This window comes from Actinokineospora guangxiensis, assembly GCF_042657845.1.
Taxonomy (GTDB): domain Bacteria; phylum Actinomycetota; class Actinomycetes; order Mycobacteriales; family Pseudonocardiaceae; genus Actinokineospora; species Actinokineospora guangxiensis.
The window spans coordinates 85,372-106,924 of record NZ_JBHSKF010000006.1; the positions used below are offsets into that span (position 1 = coordinate 85,372).

The window sequence follows — 21,553 nt, forward strand, 5'->3', positions numbered from 1 at the left end:
CCCGGGAACGGGCGGCCCTTCATCGTGAGGAGGGATCAGATCGTGCCCAGGACCTCATCGAGGGTGGTGAGGACGCGCATGGCGTCGCCGTAGTCGATGATGTTGAACTCGCCGTCGAACACCTTGCCGCCCTTGGCCGCGGTCAGCGACGTGAACAGCGGGTCGGCCTTGAGGGTGGCGGCGGCGCCCTCGGCGGTGACCGGCGGGCCGAGGTCGTCGAAGAGCAGGACGTCGGCGCCGTTGAGCTGGTTGAGCTGTTCGATCGAGTACTGCTGGACGTTGCCGTCGGCGACCTTGGTGGTGGCCTCGTCAAACGGGATGCCCAGGTCGGCCAGCGCGGTGGACGGACCGCCGACGGAGTCGTAGAGGTACCAGCCCTTGCCGTCGTAGGTGCCGAGGGTTGCCCACTTGGCCGACGGGATCTTGGCCGAGTGCTTGCCCTTCAGCTCGGTGACCTTGTCCTGGTAGGCCTTCTCCAGCGCTTCGACCTTGTCGGCCTTGTTGACCGCGTCGGCCACCGCGCGCACCTGGGACTTCCAGCCGGGCTCGCCGCCGGTCGCGGAGACCAGGACGGTGGGGTAGCGGTCCTTGAGCTGGGCGTACTCGGCTTCCTGGTAGTCGGCGCCGATGACGAGGTCGGGGTCCAGCTCGGCGATCTTCTCGTAGTTCAGCTCGCCTGCGTCGTTGCCGATGATGGTCAGCTCCTTGAACGGAGCGCCGTCCTTGGCCGCGGTGAGGTCGATCGCGCCCGCCAGCTTGGCTTCCAGGTCGAGCAGGATGTATGGGATCTGGAAGTCGATGGCGACGATCTTCTGCGGGTCCGACGGCACCTCGACGGGGCCCTTCGCCGACTGCACCGTGCGCGTGGCGCTCGCCCCCGGCGCCGCCGAGTTCTGCGGCTCGGAGCTGTCGGTTCCGCCGCCGCACGCGGCGGTCATGGCCAGGACGGCCGCGGCGAGCGCGGCGACGCTCCCACGTGCTGATCTCATCACAGGTGCTCCATTGGTCGCGCGGGCAGGACGGCCGCGTGTCAGGAGGCAGGTTAGGTGAGGCTATCCTGCACATGCAACGCGCCCGCGGTCACATATGGGAGGGGCTCGGTATGACGGCGTACAACGCCACCGTGCTGCGCACGGTCCGGATCACGCCCCGCATGCTACGGGTCACCCTGGTCGGCGACGAACTCCGGGACTACGAGGGCAGCGGCCTGCCCGACGAGTCCTGCCGCGTCGTCTTCCCCGGCCCCGACGAGCCCCGCCGCGTCTACACCATCCGCAGGCGCGACGCCGCCGCGGGCGAGATCGACATCGACTTCGTTCTCCACGATGGCGGTGTCGCCGCCACCTGGGCCGTCGGCGCCCAACCCGGGGACCCCGTCGTGCTGAGCGGTTCCCCGGCGGGCAAGTACTCCCCGCCCCCGGGCACGCAATGGCAGCTGCTCGCGGGTGATGCGACCGCTCTGCCCGCCATCGGCCGCATCGCCGAGGGCTTGGCCCCGGACGCCCGCGCGCACGTCATCTGCGTGGTCGAGCACGAGGAAGACCGCCAGCCCCTGCCCGGTGTCACCGTCGACTGGCTCCCGGCCACCCCCGACGCGGCGGGCCCCGCGCTGGCCGCCGCGGTCGTGGCCTACGAGTTCCCCCCGGGTGCGGGCTACCTGTGGGTGGCGGGGGAGATGGCCGCCGCCCGCGACCTGCGCCGCCACTTCCGCCACACCTTGAACCTGTCGGCCGCCCAGTACTCCACCGTGGGCTACTGGCGGCACAACGCCGAGGAGTGGGAGGCCCGCTACAGCGCCGTCGCCCCCGCCATCACCACGCGCCTGGAGTCCGCGGAGTCGATCGCCGACGACGAGGAGTACTTCGACGCGATCGACGACATCCACGCCGAAGTGGGACTCTGACGCCATGGCACGCATCAGCCTGGTGACCCTCCTCGTCCACGACTACGACGAGGCGATCTCCTTCTACGTGGGCAAAGTGGGGTTCCGGGTGCTGGAGGACGTCGCGCAGCCGGCGGGCAAGCGGTGGATCGTCGTCGGCCCCGACGACACGGTCGGCGTCCTGCTCGCCCAGGCGGACACGCCGGAGCAGCGGTCGAGCGTCGGGGCGCAGACGGGCGGGCGGGTCGGCTTCTTCCTCACGACGGACGACTTCGCCGGCGACCACGCCCGGATGTCCGAGGCGGGGGTCCGGTTCCTCGAACAGCCCCGTCACGAGCCCTATGGCACGGTCGCGGTCTTCGAGGACCTGTACGGCACCAAGTGGGACCTCATCCAGCCCGCCTGACCCACCCGCCGGGGAAGCCGCTCAGGGGCGGGTGATCGCGGCGATCATCAGGGCCTTGATCTCGGTGGCGACGTCCTCGACGGGGTACGCGCGGGCCTGCCACTCGCGCAGGAGGCCGGTGATCGCGCCGACGAGGGCGATGGCGGTCAGGTGGTAGTCGCGGGCGGGGGCGTGGCCGTCGGCGACGGCTCGGTCGGCTTCGCGTTCGATCAGCGACGACCAGCGCTGCACCCACAGGCGGTGCTGCTGCTCCAGTTCCGGGCTCACCCCGACCGCTTCGACGTAGTTGAGGCGGGGCAGCCGGGGGTCTGAGGTGACCGCGCCGACGAAGACGTCCATCAGGGTGTCGACGCGGGTGCCGATGCCGGTCTCCGGCAGCTCGGCGAGGGCGGCGGAGACCCGGTCGTAGGCGAGTTGGTTGATCAGGTCGTGCAGGGCCAGGAGCACCGCTTCCTTGCCGGTGAACAGCTCGTAGAAGCTGCGCGTGGACACCCCCGCCTCAGCGCACACCTCGCTGACCTTCGCCTGCTGGTAGCCCGTGGAGGTGAACACCGCCAAGGCGGCGGCCAGCAGCCTGCCGCGCCGCTGCTGTCTGCGCTCCGCCAGCGACACCCCGGCGTAGGTCCGCTCGGTCACCGCGCCTCCAGAGTGAAAAGGGGGATTGTCACATCGTACCCGGGCGGGCTAGATTTGGAAAATCTCGGTTACCACTTCGTCGTTCGGAGGCAACGGTGCCCCGCAAACCCCTCCTCTGCCTGCTGACCGCCGTCCTCGCGCTGACCGCGGCACCCGCCGCCGCGGACCCCCGACCCCCTGTCCCGCAGCAGGACGCCTTCTACACCCCGCCGTCGCCGCTGCCCGACGCCCGGCCCGGCGACGTGCTGCGCTCCCGCGAGGTCCAGCTCTACGCCGAGCCCTTCCGCGTCTTCCCCGCCCCGGTCCGTGCCCACCAGGTCCTCTACCGGTCCACATCGGCCACCGGGCGACCGAACGCCGTGTCCGGCACCGTGATCGTGCCGCCCGTGCCGTGGCTCGGCGGCGGCCCGCGCCCGGTCCTGGCCTACGCGCTGGGCACCCAGGGGCTCGGCGACCAGTGCGCGCCGTCCTACCAGATCAGGGTGGGCTCCGAGATCGAGATCGCCTTCCTCGTCCAGGCCCTGCTCAGGGGCTGGGCCGTCGCCCTCACCGACTACGAGGGACTGGGCACCCCCGCCAAGCACACCTACGCCGTCGCGAACTCCGCGGGCCGGGCGCTGCTGGACGTCGGCAGGGCGGCCACCCGGCTGCCCGCCGCCGGACTCAGCGCGGACGCGCCCGTCGGCGTGTTCGGCTACTCGCAGGGCGGGCAGGCGGCCGCGGCCGCAGGGGAGCAGCAGGCCGCCTACGCCCCCGAGTTGGACGTCGTCGGGGTGTCGACCGGGGGAGTGCCCGCCGACCTGAACCTCGTCGCCCGCTCCAACGAGCGCGGCGTCGGCTTCGGGTTGGTCGTGGCCGCGGCCGCCGGGATGTCCAGCGCCTACCCCGACCTCCCGTTGGGCGACCTGCTGAACTCCCGGGGCCGCGACCTCGTGCGGAAGGTGGAGAACGCCTGCGTCGCCGAGATCGCGGCCGGCGCGCCGTTCGGCAGGCTCAATGACCTCACCACCCGGCCGAACGTGATCGATGACCCGCGCTGGCAGCAGCGCATCCGGGAGAACCTGCTGGGCAACACCAAGCCCGCCGCGCCGGTCCACCTCTACCACGGCACCCTCGACGAGCTGATCCCGTACTCCGGCGCGGTGGCGCTGAAGAACCGCTACTGCGCGGCCGGTGCCCAGCTCGACTGGCGCCCGATCCCGCTCGGCGCGCACATCACGACCGTCTCCCTGTGGGGCGCCGCCGCGCTCAACTGGCTCGGCGACCGCTTCGCGGGCAAGCCCGCCGCGAACTCCTGCGGGTGACGGGATGGACCGCGGCACCGTCATCGACCTGCTGCGGCGCAACGCCGCCGAGCACCCCGACATCCTCGCGATCGTCGACGGCGACAGCAGGCTGACCTGGGGCGAGTACGCGAGCGGGGCGGGCGCGGTCGCGCTCGCCCTGCTCGACCTCGGCGTCCGCCGCGGCGAGGTCGTGGGCCTGCACATGGTGAACCGGGCCGAACACGTGCTCTCCGACCTGGGCGCGCTCCTCGCGGGCGCGATCCCCACCTCCTACTACAACACCCTCACCCACGACCAACTCGCCTACGTCGCCGCCGACTCCGCCTGCCGCGTGGCGATCGTGGACGCCGACAAGCTCGACACCTGGCTCGCCATCAGGGACCGCCTGCCGCGGCTGCGCGCGCTCGTCGTGGTCGGCGGCGAGGCCCAGGGCCCGGTCGTGTCCTATGAGGACATCGTCGCCCGCGCGGCCCGCGCCTACGGCGACCGGTGGCAGGAGGTCGGGCGGACCGCGGCGCGGGTGCGGCCGGAGGACACGGCGACCATCGTCTACACCTCGGGCACCACCGGTCACCCGAAAGGCGCCGTGATCACGCACGCGGGCATCCGCGCCGCCCTCGACGGCGTCGTCGGCCGCGCCGTCGAGGACATCGGCGGGCACCCCGCGCCCGGCTACGCCCAGATCTCCTACCTGCCGCTGGCGCACATGGCCGAGCGGACGATCACCCACTACCTGGCCTGCCGGATCGCCTCCACCGTGACCTACGTGCGCGACATCCGCGAGCTGGCCGACGCGCTGCCCGCGGTGCGCCCGCAGGTGTTCCTCGCCGTGCCCCGTGTCTGGGAGAAGCTGCGCTCCGCTGTCGTCTCCCGCGCCGCCGACCGCACGCTGCTGCGGCGCGCGGTCGTCGTCGCCACGGCAGCGGGCCGCCTCGGCCCGCTGGGACGGATCGAGCACGCGCTGCACCGGCCGTTCCACCGCGCGATCCGCGCTCGGCTCGGCCTCGACCGGATGGTTATCGCGGTCAGCGGCGCCGCCCCGATCCCGCCCGACGTGCTCGCCTTCTTCCGGGGCATCGGCGTGCCCGTCGTGGAGGCGTACGGCATGACCGAGACCTCCGCCGTGCTCACGATCGACTCGTTGCGCTCGCCCACACCGGGCACCGTCGGCCGCCCGCTGCCCGGTGTGGAGCTGCGCATCGCCGCGGACGGCGAGATCCTCGCCAAGGGCACGACCATCGTCCCGGGCTACCACAACCGGCCCGACGCCGACGCCGAGGCGTTCGACGCCGACGGCTGGCTGCGCACCGGCGACCTCGGCTCACTCGACGCCGACGGCCGGCTGCGGGTCACCGGGCGCAAGAAGGAACTCATCATCACCGCGGCGGGCAAGAACATCTCGCCCGCCAACGTCGAGCAGGCCATCGGTTCGGCGTCGGACCTCATCGGCTCGGTCTACGCCCACGGCGACGGCAAGCCCTACCTCGTCGCCCTGCTCACGCTGGACGCGACCTCGTGGAAGCCCTGGTGCCAGGCGCGCGGCGTTCCCGCGCGCACAACCGCCGAAGCCGCCGCGCACCCGGCCGTCCTCGCCGAGGTGGCTCGCGCGGTCGCGGCGGGCAACACCCGACTCTCCCGCGTCGAGCAGGTCAAGCGGTGGGCGCTGCTCGACCGGCCGTGGGACGGCACGACCGGCGAGCTGACGCCCACCCTCAAGCTCAAACGCCCGGTCATCCGCGAGAAGTACGCCGCCGACCTGGCGGAACTGCACCGGTCCCCGAGGACCTAGAAGCGGGCGCCGATGCTCGCTCCGTTGGCCGGGCGCAGGAACGTCGTCGGCGGGATGCCGCCGGACGACGGGCGCGGCCCGGTGATCACCGACGGGTCGGCGCTGGTGAACGACCACGTGCCGCCGATGTTCCAGGAGTTGCCGCTGTGGTCGGCGTTCGAGCCCATGGTCGCGTTCTGGCCGTTGCCGACCGACAGGTTCCTCGTGGCCGTGCCGTCGGCGTCGGACAGGTCCACCCCCGCCTTGCCGTTGCGCCACGCGGTGGAGCGGTCGATGAGCAGCTGCCCGGGGTTGGCGTTGTCGATGAACCCGCCCGCCGAGTTGTCCCAGGCCATGCTGTTGCGCACGGTGTGAGCGGCAGCGGGGTCGGCGTCCCCGCCGCCGCCGAGCTTGAAGCCGTTGCCGTCGCCGGTGTAGCCGGGGAGGTTCCACCGGTTGTAGCCGTTGCCCCAGGCCAGCGAGTCGGTGACGGTCACGGGGGAGAGGAACTCCCAGAAGTCCAGGCCGTCGTCGGCGTTGTTCCACAGCCGCGCGCCGCGGATGACGTTGCCGCCGCCGGAACCCTCCTTGATCGCCACGCCGTCGGCGCTCTCGCCGTTCTTGCGCGGGTCGCGGTTGCCGTAGGCGTCGAGGTTGATGATCTGGTTCCCGCTGGAGGCGCCCTGCAGGTGCAGGCCGGACTCGTAGTTGTCGCGGGTGACGAGCCGGTCGTAGACGGAGTTGTTCGTGTCCAGGCCGAAGATGCCGTAGGGGCCGTTGGCGATCTCCAGGCCGATGATGCGCCAGTGGTCGCCGCTGATGTGGATGGCGCCGCGGTCGGCGCGCGGGATGCTGCCGCCGACGGGGGCGGGGGTGTAGGGCATGTTCTCGCCGTCGATGACGACGCGTTCGCTCCCGTAGCGGGTCAGGGTGATCGGCGCGCTCGCGGTGCCGTCCTTGAGGAGCCGGATGTTGGTGCTCGGGGCGTAGGTGCCGCCGCGCAGGTGGATCACGTGGCCGGGAGCGGCGAGGTCGACCGCCTTCTGCACGGTCTTCAGCGGGGCGGCGAGGGTGCCGGGGTTGCTGTCGCTGCCGGACGGGGAGACGTAGAGGGAGGTGGCCGCGCTCACCGCGGGCGCGGTGACGACCGCGGCGGCGGCGAGCAGGGTGGTCACGGCCGCTACGTGCTTGAACGTCATCGTGCTCCTTCTGACGGGACAGTCGTGAGAGCGCTCCCGATCGAGGTTAGGGCTCGGCGCGGCCGAGGACAAGGAGATTGGGGAAGCGCTTTCTCAATCACCTCCGGGGGACGCCTGTCACTCGATCTGGTGGTAGAGCCGGGGATACCGCCCGCACCCCGGGCATGATCGTTCGACCAACCACCCTGGACGGACGTCCGCACCCACCGAAGAGGTTTCCCATGACCGCGACCATCGAGCCGAGCCTGTCCGACGTGGAGTCGGCCGTGCGCGACACCCTCGCCGCGCACAAGTCGATGTACCTGGCCACCTCGGGCTCCGACGGGCCGTGGGTCGGCGGGGTGTACTTCGCCGAGGCCGACCCGTCCACGCTCGTGCTCGTGCTGGAGGAGCGCGGCCGGACACTGGCCGCCGTGCGGGCCAACCCCGAGGTGGCCGTCGTGGTGTCCACCGGCTCGCCGATGAACCCGTTCCTGCAGGCGCGCGCGACTGCCGAGGTCGTCGAGGGCGACGAGGACGCGCGGGTGCGCGAGGTGCTGGTCGCCAAGGTCCCCGAGGCCGCCCCGTTCCTGGCGACCCCGGTCAGGGCCGTCCGGCTGACGGTCACCTCGTGGCGGGTCACCGACCTGGTGAAGGGCTGGCTGCCGGGCAAGGACTTCACCGCCTGATGAGAACCCGGGCCCTCGGCTGACCCTCCAGGGCCCCTGCCGCACCTGGTGCGACCGGCGGAGCGCGTGCCGACCCGGCGACCAGTCGATCCGGGTGCGAGGCCGCCCATCCGTCCATTCACTCGACCGAGTGAACCGGACGGCAGGCAGGTCGGGGTCGGGCCATCCTGCCAAGGATGAGTGAGGACTCCTGGCACGCCGAAGTGAACCGGCTGGCGGCGCTGCGGGCGCTGCGTCTGCTCGACACCCCCAGGGAGGAGCGCTTCGACCGGATCACCCGCTTCGCCTGCGACGTGCTCGGGACCCCGGTCGCGCTGGTGTCGCTGGTGGACCTGGACCGGCAGTGGTTCAAGTCCTGCGTCGGCCTCGACGAGACCGAGACCCCGCGCGGGGAGTCGGTGTGCGCGCACGCCATCCGCCAGAACCGGGTGTTCGAGGTGCACGATCTCGCCGCCGACGGCCGCTTCGCGGAGTTCCCCGTCGTCACCGAGGAGGGGCTGCGCTTCTACGCGGGCCACCCGATCAGCGCGCCGTCCGGGCACAAGGTGGGCACGCTCTGCGTCCTGGACCGCCGCCCCCGCAGCTTCACCCGCGCCGAACGGCGGCGGCTGGCCGACCTGGCGACCTGGGTGGAGCTGGAGTGCGCCGTGGTGCAGGCCATGCTGGCCGCCCAGGACGCCGAGCGCGCCAAGGACGACTTCACCGCCGTGGTCAGCCACGAGCTGCGCACCCCGCTGACCTCGGTGCACGGCTCGCTGGAGCTGCTGGCCACCGGCCGTTTCGGCGCTGTCTCCGCGCAGGCCGAGCGCTTGGTGCGCATCGCGGCGGACAACGCCGCGCGCCTGGTGCGGCTGGCCGACGAGGTGCTCGACCTGTCGAAGGTCCGAGCGGGCAGGCTGGGGCTGCGGGCGGAGCCGGTGGCACTCGCCGGGGTCGTGCAGCAGGCCGTCCACGCCGTGGCGGGCGTCGCGGAGCGGGCGGGCGTGGAGCTGGCCGTGCTGGACTGCGCGGTCGACGTCCGCGGCGACTCCGACCGGCTGGTGCAGGTGGTGACGAACCTGCTGGGCAACGCGGTCAGCGTGTCGCAGCCGGGTCAGCGGGTGGAGGTCTGGTGCGAGCGCGGGGAGCTGCTGGCCCGCGTGCACGTGCGCGACCAGGGCCCCGGCATCCCGCCGGAGGAGCTGGAGCGCGTCTTCCAGCCGTTCGTGCAGCTGCGGCCCGGCGGCGCGGGGCTCGGCCTGGCCATCACCCGGGGGATCGCCGAGGCGCACGGCGGGTCGGTCAGCGCGGTCTCCGTGCCCGGTGAGGGCGCGGAGTTCGTCGTCACGCTGCCTGCCGAGGGGCCGGGGGAGGATCGGGCGTGGTGGTGAGCCAGCCCAGCGCCGCGGCCACGTCGCCCGCCAGGCGGGCGGGGTCGAACGGTTTGCCGAGCACGGCGAGCGCCCCGAGCGCGAGCAGCTCGCCGACCAGCACCGGGTCGTGGAACGCGGTGATCACCACGATGGGCACCGAGCCCGCGAGGGAGTCGAGCACGTCGCGCCCGGAGACGCCGGGCATCTCCAGGTCCAGCAGCAGCGCGTCGGCCTCGCCCGCGGCGCACGCGGCCAGGGCGGCCGTGCCGCCGGAGGCGGTGGCCACGGCCCAGCCGGTGCCGTCGAGGGACAGGGTGAGCAGGACGCGGATGTCGGGGTCGTCGTCCACGACGAGCAGGCGGTTCACGGGCTGGGCCGCTCGGCGCGGTAGCCGATCCCGCGCACCGTGGTGATCACGCCGGGGGCGCCCGCGGCGGCGAGCTTGCGGCGCAGGTTGGACATGTGGACGTCGACGGCGTGGTCGTCGGCCAGCCAGTCCTCGCCCCAGGCGCGGCGGCGCAGCTGCTCGCGGGTGCGGACCTGCTTGGGGTGCTCGGCGAGGGCGGCCAGCAGCTCGAACTCGATGCGGGTGGTGGCCACGGCAGCGCCGGCGACGGTCACCTCGCGGGCGTCGAAGTCGACCTCGACGGGGCCCAGCGCGCGGCGGTTGGCCGGGGTGGCGGGCGCTGAGCGCGGGCGGCGCAGCACGGCGTTGATCCTGGCCACCAGCTCGCGCGGGGAGAACGGCTTGGTGAGGTAGTCGTCGGCGCCGCTGGAGAGGCCGACCAGCTTGTCGACCTCGTCGGTGCGGGCGGTCAGCATGAGGACGTAGGCGGTGGAGGTCTGGCGCAGGCGCCTGCACACCTCCAGGCCGTCGGGGCCGGGGATGTTGAGGTCCAGCACCACGACGTCGGGGTCCCAGGAGCCGATCAGGTCGAGGGCGGCGTCGCCGTCGTCGGCCGTGGCCACGGCGAAGTGCGCGTCGCGCAGCGCCAGTTCCACGACGACCTGGATCTCCGGGGTGTCCTCGACCACCAGCACCTTCGCCATCTGACCCAGTGTGGACGGGCCCGGCCCCGCCGACCGCGTGGCGTTCACGCCTTCACCGCTTCGGGTGACCGGCGGTAGAGAGCGCGCTTGGCGGCGACCAGGACCGCGGTGCCGATGATGAGGATGATCCCGATCCGCACCCAGGCGTGCCCGCCGAGCAGCGCGATCCGGCCGATGGCGGGGACGTCGGCGACGACGACCGGGACGGTCTCGGAGACGATCCGCAGCCTCTGCGGGTCGGCGGCGGCGTTCGCGTCGCCCTTGGTGCGCACCACGGGCCCGTCCGCCTCGATCACGCGGTGCGCGTACCGCTCGCCCGGGGCATCGGGCCGTGGCAGCACGACGACGTCGCCGACCCGCACGTCCGCCGCGGCCACCGGCCGGGTGACGACGAGGTCGCCGGGGCTGAACGCCGGTTCCATGCTCGGCGACAGCACCGGCGCGAACCCCAGGTGCAGCACCAGGGTCAGCGCGGCGCCGACCAGCGCCGCGGTGGCGAGGAGGGCGAGCACGATGCCGGAGATGACACGCACGGGGGGCTCCTAGGAGTTCGTGGTGGTGGCGGGGCGGACGTTGGCGCGGGAGGTGCTGACGGAGACGGAGGCGGAGATGCCCAGGCCCGCGGGCAGCACCATCCGCAGCCCGACCTCCTCGCCGACCGGCACCGCCAGCGCGGCGTCGACCCCGGACTGGATCGCCAGGGTCGGGCCCGAGCAGGAACCGCCGTCCCAGGGCCCGGTCGTGCAGGCGGTCAGGCTCATCGAGCCGAGCGAGACGCCGCTGGCCGCGATGGTGAACACCTGGCCGGTCAGCGCCAGCGTGCCGGTGTTGCGCGAGGTGAAGTTCCTGGCGACCGGTCCGAGCAGCGAGCCGTTCGCGGTGAACGCCCTGCCGGTGAGGAGGGTGCCGCCGTCGACCAGCGTGGCCGACCACTTCGCGCTCGAAGCCGCCGAGGCGCGGGCCGCGGCGGCGGCGGTGGCGGCCTGGGCGACACCCGAGGACAGAAGGACCGCGATGACCGCGCCGCCGACGACGAGCGAGCGGGTGAGCGCGGTCATCGCGGTCCTTCCTGTCCCGGGGGTTCGATCAGGAGTTGGTGGTGGTGGCGGCGCGCTGGGTCTCGCTGAAGGTGTAGGTCAGGTTCGCGCTAAGGCCCTGGATGGTGGCGGTGGGCAGCACGCCGTTGACCGTGGTCTCGTTCTGGTCGGGCAGCTGGACCGACACCTGCAGCTTCTGCACCTGGCCCGCGGCGAAGGCGCCGGGCGCGATGGTGACCGCCGAGCTGAGCCCGCTGAGCGGGGTCGCGGCGAGCAGGCTGGTCTTCGTGCCGCCGGTGCAGGCCCCGGTGGCGGTGTTCCAGGTGCCGCCCACGCAGGTGCTGACCGAGACGCGCAGCGCCTTGGTGCTCGCGCCGTCGGTGATCAGCGCCGGGGCTCCGGTGGCCCCGACCTGCAGGGTCAGCGCCTGCGCGTCGAGCGTGCCGCCGTTGGTCAGGTCGACGTAGCGGTTCACCGTGTCACCGGGAGCCATGTTCGCGATGACCTGGTCGAATCCGGCGCCCTGGGCGGCCATCGTGAGCTTGAGGGTGCCGGTGGTGACCTGCTCCGGGGTGACGTTCGCCGCGGTGGCGGACAGCGTCGCCCAGACCCCGGCCCCCATGGCGACGAGGACGGCGCCACCGATGGCGGCCAGCGCGACCGGACGCCAGACCGAGCGACGGCGGCGGTTCTCCTGCATTGCGACTCCCTTGCCTGGCGCCCCGCCCTGCCGCGGTGCGATGGGACAAGACTGCGCCGCGAACCTCTGCCCAGCCCCGGGCGTTCCTCAAGCTGGTCTCAAGGTTTCCGGGTGTCCGGTTTGTCCGGTGGTCTTCGGGGATCGGTGCCTGCCCGAGTGGGGGATATGCTCCCGGGCGACTGTCGGCACGAGCACTGGGACAACCGTGGGCGATCCTGCACTGGTGGACGCGGTGCTCGCGCACCGTTCCCGGCCGTCGCTCATCGAGCGGCGCAAAGCCGCGTTGCGGCTGGACATTGCCCGTCAGGCCGTGCGGCTGTTCGTGGCGAAGGGTGTCGGCGCGACCACCGGGGACGAGATCGCCGACGCCGTCGGCATCTCCAGTCGCACGCTCTGGCGGTACTTCCCGACGAAGGAGAGCTGCGTCCGCCCGCTCCTCACCTCCAGCCTCGACGCGGTGACCGCGCTGCTGCGCGACTGGCCCGCCGACACCTCACTGCTCGACCACATCGCCCGCGCACTCCGGGTGGGCGCGCTCGCGCCCCCCGACCCCGCCATCCTCGACCTGATCCGCATGACCACCGCCGACCCCGCCCTGCGCGCGGTCTGGCTCCAGGCCCACGACGACGCCCTCCCTGCCCTCCACACCCTCTTGGCCGACCGCGCAGGAACCACCGAGGACGACCTCCGCGTCAAGGTCCACGCCGCCGTCCTCAGCAGCGCCCTGCGCGCTGCCGCCGAGGACTTCGCGCTCCACTCGGCCGGCGCCGACCTCAGCGCCTGCCTGGAAACCGCCCTGAGCGCGGCGGCCGAGGGGCTGCCCTACTGATTTCGGGCGAAGCCCGCTGCTCCGACGGAGACGGAGGCAACGGCACAGGCAACGGCACAGAAAACGGCAGAGGCGACGACCGAGCAGGCTGCCGAGATGTGCACCGTCCTGGACGTCGTGGGGATGGTGCACCAGGACGCCCAGGACACCATGCAGAGGGCCAGGCCCTACATCCTGATGGAGGAAGACGCGACCGGGCAGGGCCGGATGCTGGTGCTGGACCGCAACTGGGTGACCACCAGGCAGAGCGAGCCCGCCGGGAGCGAGGTCGACTGCATGACCGAGATCCTGCCGCACGCCACGAAGGCGGGCGAGTAGCCGACGAGGTCAGGGCCGCAGGCTGGCGAGGGTCATGTCGGCGAAGTAGACGCCCACCTGTTCGGCCGTCATCGGCCCGTCCGCGTGGTACCACAGCCCGAGCCGGTGGATCGCGCCGAAGTGGTAGTGGACGACCAGGTCCGCGGGCACGTCCCCGCGGAACACCCCCGACGCCTGTCCTTCGGCGACCAGGTCGCGCACCCGCGAGTGGTAGGCCCGCCGCTCGGCGCGTACCTGCGCCTGGCGGTCCGCTGCCAGCAGGTGGACCGACTGGAAGAACACGACCGCCTCGTCCAGGTTGGCGATCGTAGTCTCCACGACGTCGGCGATGATCGCGTGGAGGCGGTCCGGCAGAGGGGTGTCGTCGTCGGCGATGGTGTGCATGCGGGAGGTCTGCATGCGGAGCATGCGGGTGTGGACCTCGAAGAGCAGGTCGTCCTTGGACTCGAAGTAGTGGTAGACGCCGCCCTTGGTCACGCCGGCGGCGTCGGCGATCTCCCTGATGGAGGTCGTGGCGAAGCCCTTCGCGGCGAAGAGGGAGATGGCCGCTCGCATCACCCGCTCGCGAACGGGGGAGTCCACCTGGGTACGCATCGGTCCTGCCTTTCCGGGGTCGCCGGTTGAATCTAGTGCCCCGGCGACCCCGGGGCAGGTTCCCGCTCAGCCGACGAGCTTGATGTCCTCGGGTGACTGCCGCTCGGTCGGGGCCGGGGTGATCGGTCCGTCGGCGCGGTCGGTGACCACCGGGGCCTGGATCTCCTTGGTGGTGCCGTCGGGGTTGACGCTGAACACGTAGGCGCCGGTGTAGCCGGAATGCGAGTCGGCGGAGAAGCCGAACGGCGTGCGGCCGGGGCCCGCGAGCCTGCCGGACTCGAACGCGGCGACGATCTTCTCCCGGGTCAGTTCGGGTCCGGCTTCCTTGAGCGCCTGGCCGAAGGTGTAGGCCTGAGCCATGCCGTAGACCACGGTGTTGGTCAGCGGCACGTCCGGGATGTACTTCTTGTGCACCTCCTGGAAGAGGGCGGTCCAGGGGTCGGCGGCGTCGTTGATGTCGGGCAGGTAGCCCGAGCCGATCAGCCCCTCCAGCAGCGCGGGCGCCGACACCTCGGCGCCGGCCCGCTTGCCGAACTCCGAGAGCAGGCCGGTGAGGGTGCGCGGGTCGGCGCCGATGCTGGAGACGACGAATTGCGGCTGGTACCCGATCCTCGCCGAGGTCAGGATCGCCAGCGCGGTGAACGCGGGCACGCACATGCAGACCACGACGTCGGCGCCGGACTCCTTGAGCGCGGTGATCTGCGGCAGCACGTCGGTGTTGGCCGGGTCGTAGCCCTGCTTGGTCACCGGCTGGGCGTGCTGCTCGATGCCCGCGTTGCCGTCGCGGCCCACGTCGTCGTTCTGGTGGAAGACGCCCACCTTGGCGTTCGGGATGTTCTTGGCGATGTAGTCGCCGAGGATCTTGCCCTCACGCGTGTAGTCGACCTGGAATCCGAAGGTCATCGGGCTCTTGGGGTCGTCCCACTGTAGGGCCCCGGAGGCGACGAGCAGGTCCGGCACGCCCTCGGTGGTGAGGAAGTCGACCACCTTGGAGTGCGTCGGCGTGCCGAGGCCGCCGACGATGGCGAAGACCTCGTCCTGCAGGACCAGCTTCTTGACGACCTCGACGGTGCGGGTGGGGTTGTAGCCGTCGTCCTCCACCCGGTAGTCGATCGTGCGGCCGTGGATGCCGCCGTTGTCGTTGATGTAGGAGTACATCGCCTTGGCCCCGGCGGAGATGGTGGCGTAGCCGGGGGCCGCCGGGCCGGTCAGCGGCTGGTGCGTGCCGATCACGACGGTGTCGGCGGTGACGCCGGGGGCGGCTTCGCCGGACCCGCCGCCCGGTCCGGGCGCGGGCGCCTCACCCGCTCCGGCGCACGCGCTCAGGGTCAGCACCGCGGCCAGGACTAGCGCTGTGGATCTCATGCCGCTCCTTTCGTGGCTGGCCGCATCCGCCGCACCAGTCCGTGGATTCCTTGCGGGAAGGCCATGACGACGGCGATGAGCACCAAGCCGTAGGCCGCGAGGGGCAGGTTGTTGGCCACGTCCGTGCCCAGGTCGAGCGCGTGCGCCAGTTCCTCGGCGCCCGCCTGCAGCGCCACCAGCGCGACCGCCCCCCACAGTGCCCCCCACAGGCTGCCGATGCCGCCGAGCACGACGGCGGCCAGCAGGCCCAGCGACAGCGCCGGGGTGAACGAGCCGGGCGCTGCGGTGCCGAGCAGGAACGCCTGCAGCCCTCCGGCCAACCCGCCGCACACGGCGCTGACCAGGAACGCGGTGATCTTCGTCCGGCCGACGGGGATGCCCGCGAGACTGGCGGCCACCTCGTCGTCGCGGACCGCGCGCAGCCTGCGCCCGACCCGGCCGCGGGTGAAGTTCGCCAGCAGGACGATGGCGGCGAGCGCGGTCAGCCAGACCACCCACGCCTGCCACTGCGTCGTCGGGATGTCCAGGCCGGCGGGCTTGCTGTTGACGGTGAACCCGAGCCCGTTGCTGCCGCCGAGGAAGTCGGGGAAGCGCTGGGTGATCGCGGGCAGGCCGACGGCCAGCGCCAGGGTGGCGCCCGCCAGGTAGGGGCCGTGCAGCCGGGCGGCGGCGGCCCCGGTCAGCAGGCCCGCGAGCCCGGCCACCAGAGCCGCGGCCAGCAGGTCCGCCCAGAACGGCAGCGACGGCACGTAGACCACCAGCAGTGCCACCGTGTACGCCCCGATGAACAGGAAAGCGCCGTGGCCCAGCGAGATCTGCCCAGTTAGTCCGGTGAGGACGGTCAGACCGGCCACCGCGAGCAGCATGTAGCCGACGGTGGCGATGCGCACGTTCGTGAACGGGTCGACGAGGAAGGTGAGCGCCACGACCGCGGCGAGCGCGGCGAGGGCGAGCAGCAGGTGGCGGCCCATCACACCCGCCTCGCGACGCGCTGGCCGAAGAGCCCGTCCGGGCGCACGGACAAGACGATGACCAGGATGCCCAGCGCGGCCAGGGTGACCAGCTCCGGCCCCAGGTACCCCGACACCAGGGAGAGCACCACGCCGAGCAGGAACCCGCCGATGACCGTGCCGACCGGGTTGTCCAGCCCGCCGATCACCGCGGCGGTGAGCGCGTAGACGAAGACGGTGTCCATCGCGTTCGGGTGGATGAACGGCGGCGCGGCCAGCAATCCGGCCAGCGCGCCCACCGCCGCGGCCAGCGTCCAGCCCACCGTCAGCATCCGGCCGACCCGCACCCCGACGAGCGCGGCCACCTCGGGCCGGAACGCCGCGGCCCGCATCCGCAGGCCGAGCGGGGTCGCCTTGAACAGCAGCACCATCGCGCCCGCGGTGCCGAGCACGACCAGCACGGTGAACAGCGCGGCGGGGGAGAAGACGCCGCGGAAGTCGAAGGCGTAGGGGAACGACCTCGGCTCGGCGGTCCAGATCATCCCGGCGACGGCTTGCAGCACCAGCAGCAGCCCCAGGGTGACGATGACCGGCGCCAGGGGTCCGCTGTCGCGCAGCGGCCGGATCAGCAGCCGCTCGGTGAGCGCGCCGAGCACTGCGCCCGCGGCGATCGCGACGGCGAACCCCAGCCAGTAGCCGTCGGTCGCGCGGTTGACCGAGTAGGCGAGGTAGGCGCAGATGAGCGCCAGCGCGGGCTGGGCGAAGTTCACCATCTGCGTGGCGCGGAAGATGATGACCAGGGAGAGCCCGAGCGCGGCGTAGATCGCGCCCAGGGAGAGGCCGCTGAGCAGCAGCGTCGACAGGTTCACGTCACATCCCCAGGTAGGCGCGCCGGAGCCGGTCGTCGGCGAGCAGTCCGCCGGCTTCCTCGACCGCGACGACCTTGCCGAGGGAGAGCACGTAGCCGCGGTCGGAGATGGACAGCGCGCTGCGCGCGTTCTGCTCGACCAGCAGGACGGTCAGCTCCTCCCAGTCGCGCAGCTCCTCCAGCACCCGCATGATCTGCAGGGTCACGCCGGGGGCGAGGCCGAGCGAGGGCTCGTCCAGCAGCAGCATCCGCGGCTTGCTCATCAGCGCCCGCCCGATCGCGAGCATCTGCCGCTCGCCGCCGGAGAGCGTGCTGGCCTGCTGCCTGAGCCGCGACGCCAGCGGCGGGAACAGGTCCAGCACCTGCTTCGTGCTCGCCGCGACCCCGGCCTTGTCCCGCCGCCACAGCCCGCCGAGGCGCAGGTTCTCCGCGACGGTCAGCTCGGTGATCACCCCGCCGTTCTCCGGCACGTGCGCCAGCCCGGCGCGGACGACGCGGTCCGGCGACCAGCCGGTGATGTCGGTGTCGTCGAAGCGGATCCGCCCCGCCGACGGGGTGGCCAGGCCGCTGACCGTGCGCAGCAGCGTGGTCTTGCCCGCGCCGTTGGGGCCGAGGACCGCGGTGATGCTCGCGTCCTGCGTCCACAGGCTCAGCCCGTCCAGGGCCCGCACCGGGCCGTAGGTGGTCACCAGGTCTTCGATGTCCAGCAAGGGGGCTCCCTCAGCTCGCGGCGCCGAGGTAGGCCTCGGCGACGTCGGGGTCGGCCTGCACGGCCGCCGGTGACCCGGTCGCGATGACCCGGCCGAAGTTCAGCACGGTGATCTGCTCGCACACGCTCATCACCAGGTCCATGTGGTGCTCCACCAGCACCACCGCCATCTCCGGGCGCAGCCCGCCGATCAGCCCGACCAGCTCGTCGCGCTCCGATTCGGACAGTCCGGCGGCGGGCTCGTCCAGCAGGAGCAGATCGGGGTCGGACACCAGGGCCCTGGCGAGGGCGACGCGCTTGCGCAGCCCGTAGGGCAGGGCGGCGGGCAGCGTGTGGGCGTGCTTGTCCACCCCCAGCGACGCGAGCGCCGCCATGGCCCGTTCGCGCAAGGCGGCTTCCTGCTTGGCGCCGCGCCCGAGCAGCGCGCCGAGCACGCCGGCGCTGGAGTGCCGGTCAGCTCCGATGAGGACGTTGTCGAGCACGCTCTGGTGGGCGAACAGGCCGAGCCCCTGCAGGGTGCGGGCGATGCCGAGCCCGGCGAGGTGGTGCGGTCGGTGCTCGCGCAGCCGCTTGCCGCGCACGGCGACGGAACCCGACGTCGGTCTGGTGAAACCGCAGATGACGTTGAAGAGCGTGGTCTTGCCCGCGCCGTTGGGGCCGATGATCCCGTGCACGGTGCCGGGCTCGACCAGGACCGAGACCTCCGCGAGCGCCGTCAGGCCGCCGAAGCGGACGGTCACGTCGGTGACCGCGAGCAGAGACATGGGAACTCCCAGAATATGAGACGAACCGTACCGGCTGGCCGGTATGCCGGGCAATGATGAGCGGCCCGGGTTCGGCTGTCAAGGAGCGCGGCGCGCGGAATCGGTTATGCGCCAGCGCTTACCCTCATGCCTGTGAACGCATCCCCCGCCGAGATCGTCCAGGCCGCCGCCCGCCTGGTGCACCAGGGCGCGCGGCTGGACATGAGCGCGCTGGCGGCCGAGCTGGGCATCTCCAGGACGACGCTGTTCCGCCGGGTCGGCAACCGCGAGGACCTCCTCGGCGAGGCCATGTGGCTGCTGTCCGAGCGCACCCTGCGCTCGGCGTCGCGGCGGTGGCGGGAAGCCAACGGCGATGCGGTGCGCGACGCCGACGGCGGGCTGCGCTGCCTGTGGGTCATGGCCAGGTACCGGGCGTCGATCGCCGGGCACGAGGGGGTGCGGATGCTGCTGGACGAGGAGCCGGTGGCCGCCATCCGGGTGCTCACCGACCCGGCCGGGCGGGTGCAGCCGAGGGTCATCGCCGCCTACGTCGACCTGCTCACCGCCGACGTCGACGCGGGCGGCTTCGTGCCTGCCGTGGACGTGGAAACGCTGGCGTACGCCGTGGTCAGGCTGGGAGAGACGTTCCTGTACTCCGATGTCCTGGCCTCCCGCGCGCCGGACCTGGCCGCCCTCGGCACGCTTGTCGGGCGGCTGGTCGACCGGGGGTTGTGAAACATTCGACCGTGGTGTTTCATCGGAAGAGACCGCCCGGTCCCACCGCTGTCCACACGGGAGGCTCAATGCCGAGCGCCTGGCCGCCAGGGCTGCCCCGCACCCTGGAGTACCCCGAGGTCGGGGCCGGGGCGATCGCCGTCGGCGCCGCCAACCGCTGGGGGGAGCGGCCCGCGTTCGTCCGCGGCGGCGAAGTGCTGACCTTCGCCGAGCTGGGCAGCCGAGCTGCCCGCTTCGCCCGCGGCCTGCGCGCGGGCGGCGTCCGGCCGGGCGACAGAGTCGCCCTGCGCATGGCCAACTGCCTGGAGTTCCCCGTCGCCTACTACGGAACCCTGCTGGCGGGCGCCACGTTCGTGCCGGTCAACCCGCTGCTGCCCGAGCCCGTCGCCGCCGCGCAGATCGCCGACGCCGACGCCGTCCGCACCATCGTGGCCGCCGATGTCGCGCGCATCTGCGACGGCCACGGCGACGCCCCGATCCCACCCCCGGCCGACGGACTTGCCCACCTCGCCTACACCGGAGGCACCACCGGGGAGTCCAAGGGCGTGTGCCTCCCGCACCGCAACGTCGTCGTCAACTCGCTGCAGTACGCCTGCTGGGCCAGCGGGTCGCTGCCCGACACCGACGCCGACGGCGGCCTCACCCTCGACCAGGTCGGCTCCCCCGACGAGTGGGTGACACCGCTGGGCGAGGCGAGAGTGGTCAACCTGACGCCGTGGTTCCACGCCATGGGCACCATCGCGGGCCTCAACGTCCTGCTGCTCACCGGCACCACCTCGCACCTGCTCGACCGCCTCGACCCCATGGCCTACCTCGCCGACGCCGAACGCCTGGGGATCACCTCCATCGGCGGCGCGCCCGCGCTGTTCGCCGCGCTGCTGGCCACCCCCGGCATCGCCGAGCGCGACCTCTCGTCCGTGCGCCTGATCAACTCCGGGGCCGCGCCCATGCCGGTGGAGATGATCGAGCGCCTGCGCGCGCTGTGCCCGGAGGCGGTGATCGCCGAGGGCTACGGGCTCACCGAGGTCACCATGGGCGCCACCATGAGCCCGACGCACCGCTCCGGCCTGCACAAGCCGGGATCGGTCGGACTCCCGCTGTTCGACACCGAGGTCCGCACCATGGCGCTGGACGGCTCGGGCGAGACCGCGCCCGGCGAGCGCGGCGAGGTGTGGATTCGGGGCCCACAGGTGATGACCGGCTACCACGGTCGCCCGGACGCGACCGCCGACGTGCTCGCCGACGGCTGGCTGCGCACCGGCGACGTCGGCGTCATCGACGCCGACGGCTACCTGTCCATCGTGGACAGGCTCAAGGACATGCTGCTGTACAAGGGGTACAACGTCTATCCGCGCGAGCTGGAGGAACTGCTGGCCGCGCACCCGGACGTCGCCGCGGGCGCGGTCGTCGGCAGGCCGGACCCGTCGGTGGGGGAGCTGCCGGTGGCCTTCGTCGTCCCGGCCCGCGCCGGCGTGCGCGAAGCGGACCTGATGGCCGAGGTCAACCAGCACGTGGTGGCCTACAAGCGGCTGCGCGAGGTGCGCTTCGTCGAGTCCATCCCGGTCTCGGCGGCAGGCAAGGTCCTCAAGCGCGAGCTGCGCTCCAGGCTCGGCTGAGGATGGCCGGGCTGGACGTGCGCGGCGCGGTAGCCGTGGTGACCGGCGGCGGGGGCGGCATCGGAGCGGCGCTGTGCGCCCGGCTGGCCGGGGCCGGGGCGCGGGTCGTGGTCAACGACTCCTCGGCCGACGCGGCCGAGGCCGTCGCCGCGTCGGCCGGCGGGATCTGTCTGCCCGGCGACGCCGCCGACCCCGGTGTCGTGGCCGCCCTGGTCGCCGAAGGGGAGCGCCTGGGCGGGGTGGACCTGTTCTGTGCCAACGCAGGCGTCATCTCCCAGGACTGGGACCTGGCGTGGCGGGTCAACGTCCTGGCCCACGTGCTTGCCGCCGAAGCCGTGCTGCCGCACTGGCTGGAGCGCGGCCGCGGCCGGTTCCTGGCGACGGTGTCGGCGGCCGGTCTGCTCACGCTGCTCGGCAACCCGGCGTACTCGGCAACCAAGCACGCCGCCCTCGCCCACGCCGAGTGGCTGCGCGCCACCTACGCCCACCGCGGCGTCACCGTGCAGGCGCTGTGCCCGCAGGGCGTGCGCACCGCGATGCTCACCGGCGGCCCGCTGGTGGAGTCGGCCGTCACCCCGGAGTTCGTCGCCGACACCGTCATGGCCGCTCTCGACGGCGCCGGGTTCTTGGTCCTGCCGCACCCCGAGGTCGCCGAGTACCACCGCCGCCGCGCCGCCGATCCGGACCGCTGGCTCGCCGCCATGAACAAGGCCCAGCGCGCCGCCGAAAGCGGCTGAAAGCATTCCGGGAATCGAAAGAATTGCGGGCGTGACCTTGGAGTCCCGAGGAATCCGTTCCGAGAGTTTCGATAAAGAGTCGCACAGCAACGAGACCCGAAACAA

At 72.6% G+C, this 21,553-nt stretch carries 25 protein-coding genes; 11 read left to right on the top strand and 14 right to left on the bottom strand.

Translation table 11 applies throughout. From position 1 onward, the window contains the following. Positions 1-35: 35 nt before the first annotated feature. A complete protein-coding gene (locus ACFPM7_RS14575; protein WP_378248100.1) occupies positions 36-989 on the bottom strand; it encodes an ABC transporter substrate-binding protein in 954 nt (317 codons plus the stop codon). A gap of 113 nt (positions 990-1,102) precedes the next feature. Between ACFPM7_RS14575 and ACFPM7_RS14580 the strand changes: the two genes are divergently transcribed. Both ACFPM7_RS14580 and ACFPM7_RS14585 read left to right on the top strand, forming a co-directional pair. Further along, on the top strand, positions 1,103-1,903 hold the full coding sequence (locus ACFPM7_RS14580) for a siderophore-interacting protein (RefSeq protein WP_378248102.1): 801 nt from the start codon (positions 1,103-1,105) through the stop codon (positions 1,901-1,903). 4 nt (positions 1,904-1,907) lie between these two features. Then, positions 1,908-2,288: a VOC family protein gene (locus tag ACFPM7_RS14585; RefSeq protein WP_378248104.1), complete on the top strand. Its 381-nt coding sequence runs from the start codon at positions 1,908-1,910 to the stop codon at positions 2,286-2,288. A 21-nt stretch (positions 2,289-2,309) separates the two neighbouring features. Here the strand turns inward: ACFPM7_RS14585 and ACFPM7_RS14590 are convergent, their stop codons facing one another. Further along, positions 2,310-2,924 carry a TetR/AcrR family transcriptional regulator gene (locus ACFPM7_RS14590; RefSeq protein WP_378248106.1) on the bottom strand — a complete coding sequence of 205 codons (615 nt, stop codon included), beginning with the start codon at positions 2,922-2,924 and terminating at the stop codon, positions 2,310-2,312. Positions 2,925-3,019: 95 nt separating this feature from the next. Here ACFPM7_RS14590 and ACFPM7_RS14595 point away from each other — a divergent pair, with 95 nt between their 5' ends. Together ACFPM7_RS14595 and ACFPM7_RS14600 are read left to right on the top strand one after the other, a co-directional pair. Next, complete coding sequence (locus tag ACFPM7_RS14595) at positions 3,020-4,228, top strand: lipase family protein (protein ID WP_378248108.1); 1,209 nt, start codon at positions 3,020-3,022, stop codon at positions 4,226-4,228. A gap of 4 nt (positions 4,229-4,232) precedes the next feature. After that, complete coding sequence (locus ACFPM7_RS14600) at positions 4,233-5,999, top strand: AMP-dependent synthetase/ligase (protein ID WP_378248110.1); 1,767 nt, start codon at positions 4,233-4,235, stop codon at positions 5,997-5,999. Here the strand turns inward: ACFPM7_RS14600 and ACFPM7_RS14605 are convergent. After that, positions 5,996-7,177: a right-handed parallel beta-helix repeat-containing protein gene (locus ACFPM7_RS14605; RefSeq protein WP_378248112.1), complete on the bottom strand. Its 1,182-nt coding sequence runs from the start codon at positions 7,175-7,177 to the stop codon at positions 5,996-5,998. The two genes, ACFPM7_RS14600 and ACFPM7_RS14605, sit on opposite strands and share 4 nt — an antisense overlap. A gap of 221 nt (positions 7,178-7,398) precedes the next feature. On the opposite strand from ACFPM7_RS14605, the gene ACFPM7_RS14610 reads away from it, so the two are divergent. After that, positions 7,399-7,845: a pyridoxamine 5'-phosphate oxidase family protein gene (locus ACFPM7_RS14610; RefSeq protein WP_378248114.1), complete on the top strand. Its 447-nt coding sequence runs from the start codon at positions 7,399-7,401 to the stop codon at positions 7,843-7,845. A gap of 176 nt (positions 7,846-8,021) precedes the next feature. After that, positions 8,022-9,215, top strand: coding sequence for a GAF domain-containing sensor histidine kinase (locus ACFPM7_RS14615; RefSeq protein ID WP_378248116.1), 1,194 nt, complete (start codon positions 8,022-8,024; stop codon positions 9,213-9,215). On the opposite strand, the gene ACFPM7_RS14620 is transcribed toward ACFPM7_RS14615, so the two are convergent. Genes ACFPM7_RS14620 through ACFPM7_RS14640 form a run of 5 tightly spaced genes read right to left on the bottom strand, consistent with a single transcriptional unit; the run spans position 9,169 to position 11,984 of the window. Beyond that, positions 9,169-9,564, bottom strand: coding sequence for a response regulator (locus tag ACFPM7_RS14620; RefSeq protein WP_378248118.1), 396 nt, complete (start codon positions 9,562-9,564; stop codon positions 9,169-9,171). The two genes, ACFPM7_RS14615 and ACFPM7_RS14620, sit on opposite strands and share 47 nt — an antisense overlap. After that, on the bottom strand, positions 9,561-10,247 hold the full coding sequence (locus ACFPM7_RS14625; RefSeq protein WP_378248120.1) for a response regulator transcription factor: 687 nt from the start codon (positions 10,245-10,247) through the stop codon (positions 9,561-9,563). Before ACFPM7_RS14625 ends, ACFPM7_RS14620 begins: the two co-directional genes overlap by 4 nt. A 44-nt stretch (positions 10,248-10,291) precedes the next feature. Then, on the bottom strand, positions 10,292-10,780 hold the full coding sequence (locus ACFPM7_RS14630) for a signal peptidase I (RefSeq protein ID WP_378248122.1): 489 nt from the start codon (positions 10,778-10,780) through the stop codon (positions 10,292-10,294). 9 nt (positions 10,781-10,789) lie between these two features. After that, entirely contained in the window at positions 10,790-11,305 is a 516-nt protein-coding gene (locus tag ACFPM7_RS14635) for a hypothetical protein (RefSeq protein ID WP_378248124.1), read from the bottom strand. Positions 11,306-11,333: 28 nt separating this feature from the next. Then, the gene (locus ACFPM7_RS14640; protein WP_378248126.1) at positions 11,334-11,984 is read right to left on the bottom strand and encodes a TasA family protein; all 651 of its coding nucleotides are present in this window, start codon (positions 11,982-11,984) and stop codon (positions 11,334-11,336) included. Positions 11,985-12,207: 223 nt separating this feature from the next. Here ACFPM7_RS14640 and ACFPM7_RS14645 point away from each other — a divergent pair, with 223 nt between their 5' ends. After that, positions 12,208-12,813 (top strand): TetR/AcrR family transcriptional regulator, encoded by a 606-nt coding sequence (locus tag ACFPM7_RS14645; RefSeq protein ID WP_378248128.1) that lies wholly within the window; start codon positions 12,208-12,210, stop codon positions 12,811-12,813. Between the two features lie 96 nt (positions 12,814-12,909). Continuing rightward, entirely contained in the window at positions 12,910-13,131 is a 222-nt protein-coding gene (locus ACFPM7_RS14650) for a hypothetical protein (protein WP_378248130.1), read from the top strand. A 9-nt stretch (positions 13,132-13,140) separates the two neighbouring features. On the opposite strand, the gene ACFPM7_RS14655 is transcribed toward ACFPM7_RS14650, so the two are convergent. The 6 genes from ACFPM7_RS14655 to ACFPM7_RS14680 all read right to left on the bottom strand — a co-directional run bounded on the left by ACFPM7_RS14655 (position 13,141) and on the right by ACFPM7_RS14680 (position 18,381). After that, positions 13,141-13,725: a TetR/AcrR family transcriptional regulator gene (locus tag ACFPM7_RS14655; protein ID WP_378248132.1), complete on the bottom strand. Its 585-nt coding sequence runs from the start codon at positions 13,723-13,725 to the stop codon at positions 13,141-13,143. Between the two features lie 66 nt (positions 13,726-13,791). Beyond that, positions 13,792-15,090 carry an ABC transporter substrate-binding protein gene (locus ACFPM7_RS14660; RefSeq protein ID WP_378248134.1) on the bottom strand — a complete coding sequence of 433 codons (1,299 nt, stop codon included), beginning with the start codon at positions 15,088-15,090 and terminating at the stop codon, positions 13,792-13,794. Further along, the gene (locus ACFPM7_RS14665) at positions 15,087-16,061 is read right to left on the bottom strand and encodes a branched-chain amino acid ABC transporter permease (protein WP_378248136.1); all 975 of its coding nucleotides are present in this window, start codon (positions 16,059-16,061) and stop codon (positions 15,087-15,089) included. Before ACFPM7_RS14665 ends, ACFPM7_RS14660 begins: the two co-directional genes overlap by 4 nt. Then, positions 16,061-16,909, bottom strand: a complete 849-nt coding sequence (locus ACFPM7_RS14670) for a branched-chain amino acid ABC transporter permease (RefSeq protein WP_378248138.1) — start codon at positions 16,907-16,909, stop codon at positions 16,061-16,063. The genes ACFPM7_RS14665 and ACFPM7_RS14670 overlap by 1 nt, the downstream gene beginning before the upstream one ends. A 1-nt stretch (position 16,910) precedes the next feature. Next, positions 16,911-17,618: an ABC transporter ATP-binding protein gene (locus ACFPM7_RS14675; protein WP_378248140.1), complete on the bottom strand. Its 708-nt coding sequence runs from the start codon at positions 17,616-17,618 to the stop codon at positions 16,911-16,913. A 10-nt stretch (positions 17,619-17,628) separates the two neighbouring features. Beyond that, positions 17,629-18,381, bottom strand: coding sequence for an ABC transporter ATP-binding protein (locus ACFPM7_RS14680; RefSeq protein ID WP_378248142.1), 753 nt, complete (start codon positions 18,379-18,381; stop codon positions 17,629-17,631). Between the two features lie 132 nt (positions 18,382-18,513). Between ACFPM7_RS14680 and ACFPM7_RS14685 the strand changes: the two genes are divergently transcribed. The 3 genes from ACFPM7_RS14685 to ACFPM7_RS14695 all read left to right on the top strand — a co-directional run bounded on the left by ACFPM7_RS14685 (position 18,514) and on the right by ACFPM7_RS14695 (position 21,448). Then, positions 18,514-19,095 carry a TetR/AcrR family transcriptional regulator gene (locus ACFPM7_RS14685; protein ID WP_378248144.1) on the top strand — a complete coding sequence of 194 codons (582 nt, stop codon included), beginning with the start codon at positions 18,514-18,516 and terminating at the stop codon, positions 19,093-19,095. A 68-nt stretch (positions 19,096-19,163) separates the two neighbouring features. Continuing rightward, a complete protein-coding gene (locus ACFPM7_RS14690) occupies positions 19,164-20,711 on the top strand; it encodes a class I adenylate-forming enzyme family protein (protein ID WP_378248146.1) in 1,548 nt (515 codons plus the stop codon). A 2-nt stretch (positions 20,712-20,713) separates the two neighbouring features. Then, the gene (locus ACFPM7_RS14695; protein WP_378248148.1) at positions 20,714-21,448 is read left to right on the top strand and encodes an SDR family NAD(P)-dependent oxidoreductase; all 735 of its coding nucleotides are present in this window, start codon (positions 20,714-20,716) and stop codon (positions 21,446-21,448) included. The last annotated feature ends 105 nt before the right edge of the window (positions 21,449-21,553 follow it).

Coding starts and splice junctions, on each gene's coding strand:
- ACFPM7_RS14615 (WP_378248116.1), top strand. CDS start 8,022: ATGAGTGAGGACTCCTGGCACGCCGAAGTGAACCGGCTGGCGGCGCTG.
- ACFPM7_RS14635 (WP_378248124.1), bottom strand. CDS start 11,305: ATGACCGCGCTCACCCGCTCGCTCGTCGTCGGCGGCGCGGTCATCGCG.
- ACFPM7_RS14680 (WP_378248142.1), bottom strand. CDS start 18,381: ATGTCTCTGCTCGCGGTCACCGACGTGACCGTCCGCTTCGGCGGCCTG.
- ACFPM7_RS14610 (WP_378248114.1), top strand. CDS start 7,399: ATGACCGCGACCATCGAGCCGAGCCTGTCCGACGTGGAGTCGGCCGTG.
- ACFPM7_RS14650 (WP_378248130.1), top strand. CDS start 12,910: ATGTGCACCGTCCTGGACGTCGTGGGGATGGTGCACCAGGACGCCCAG.
- ACFPM7_RS14690 (WP_378248146.1), top strand. CDS start 19,164: ATGCCGAGCGCCTGGCCGCCAGGGCTGCCCCGCACCCTGGAGTACCCC.
- ACFPM7_RS14640 (WP_378248126.1), bottom strand. CDS start 11,984: ATGCAGGAGAACCGCCGCCGTCGCTCGGTCTGGCGTCCGGTCGCGCTG.
- ACFPM7_RS14605 (WP_378248112.1), bottom strand. CDS start 7,177: ATGACGTTCAAGCACGTAGCGGCCGTGACCACCCTGCTCGCCGCCGCC.
- ACFPM7_RS14625 (WP_378248120.1), bottom strand. CDS start 10,247: ATGGCGAAGGTGCTGGTGGTCGAGGACACCCCGGAGATCCAGGTCGTC.
- ACFPM7_RS14600 (WP_378248110.1), top strand. CDS start 4,233: ATGGACCGCGGCACCGTCATCGACCTGCTGCGGCGCAACGCCGCCGAG.
- ACFPM7_RS14585 (WP_378248104.1), top strand. CDS start 1,908: ATGGCACGCATCAGCCTGGTGACCCTCCTCGTCCACGACTACGACGAG.
- ACFPM7_RS14580 (WP_378248102.1), top strand. CDS start 1,103: ATGACGGCGTACAACGCCACCGTGCTGCGCACGGTCCGGATCACGCCC.
- ACFPM7_RS14575 (WP_378248100.1), bottom strand. CDS start 989: ATGAGATCAGCACGTGGGAGCGTCGCCGCGCTCGCCGCGGCCGTCCTG.
- ACFPM7_RS14655 (WP_378248132.1), bottom strand. CDS start 13,725: ATGCGTACCCAGGTGGACTCCCCCGTTCGCGAGCGGGTGATGCGAGCG.
- ACFPM7_RS14665 (WP_378248136.1), bottom strand. CDS start 16,061: ATGGGCCGCCACCTGCTGCTCGCCCTCGCCGCGCTCGCCGCGGTCGTG.
- ACFPM7_RS14695 (WP_378248148.1), top strand. CDS start 20,714: ATGGCCGGGCTGGACGTGCGCGGCGCGGTAGCCGTGGTGACCGGCGGC.
- ACFPM7_RS14660 (WP_378248134.1), bottom strand. CDS start 15,090: ATGAGATCCACAGCGCTAGTCCTGGCCGCGGTGCTGACCCTGAGCGCG.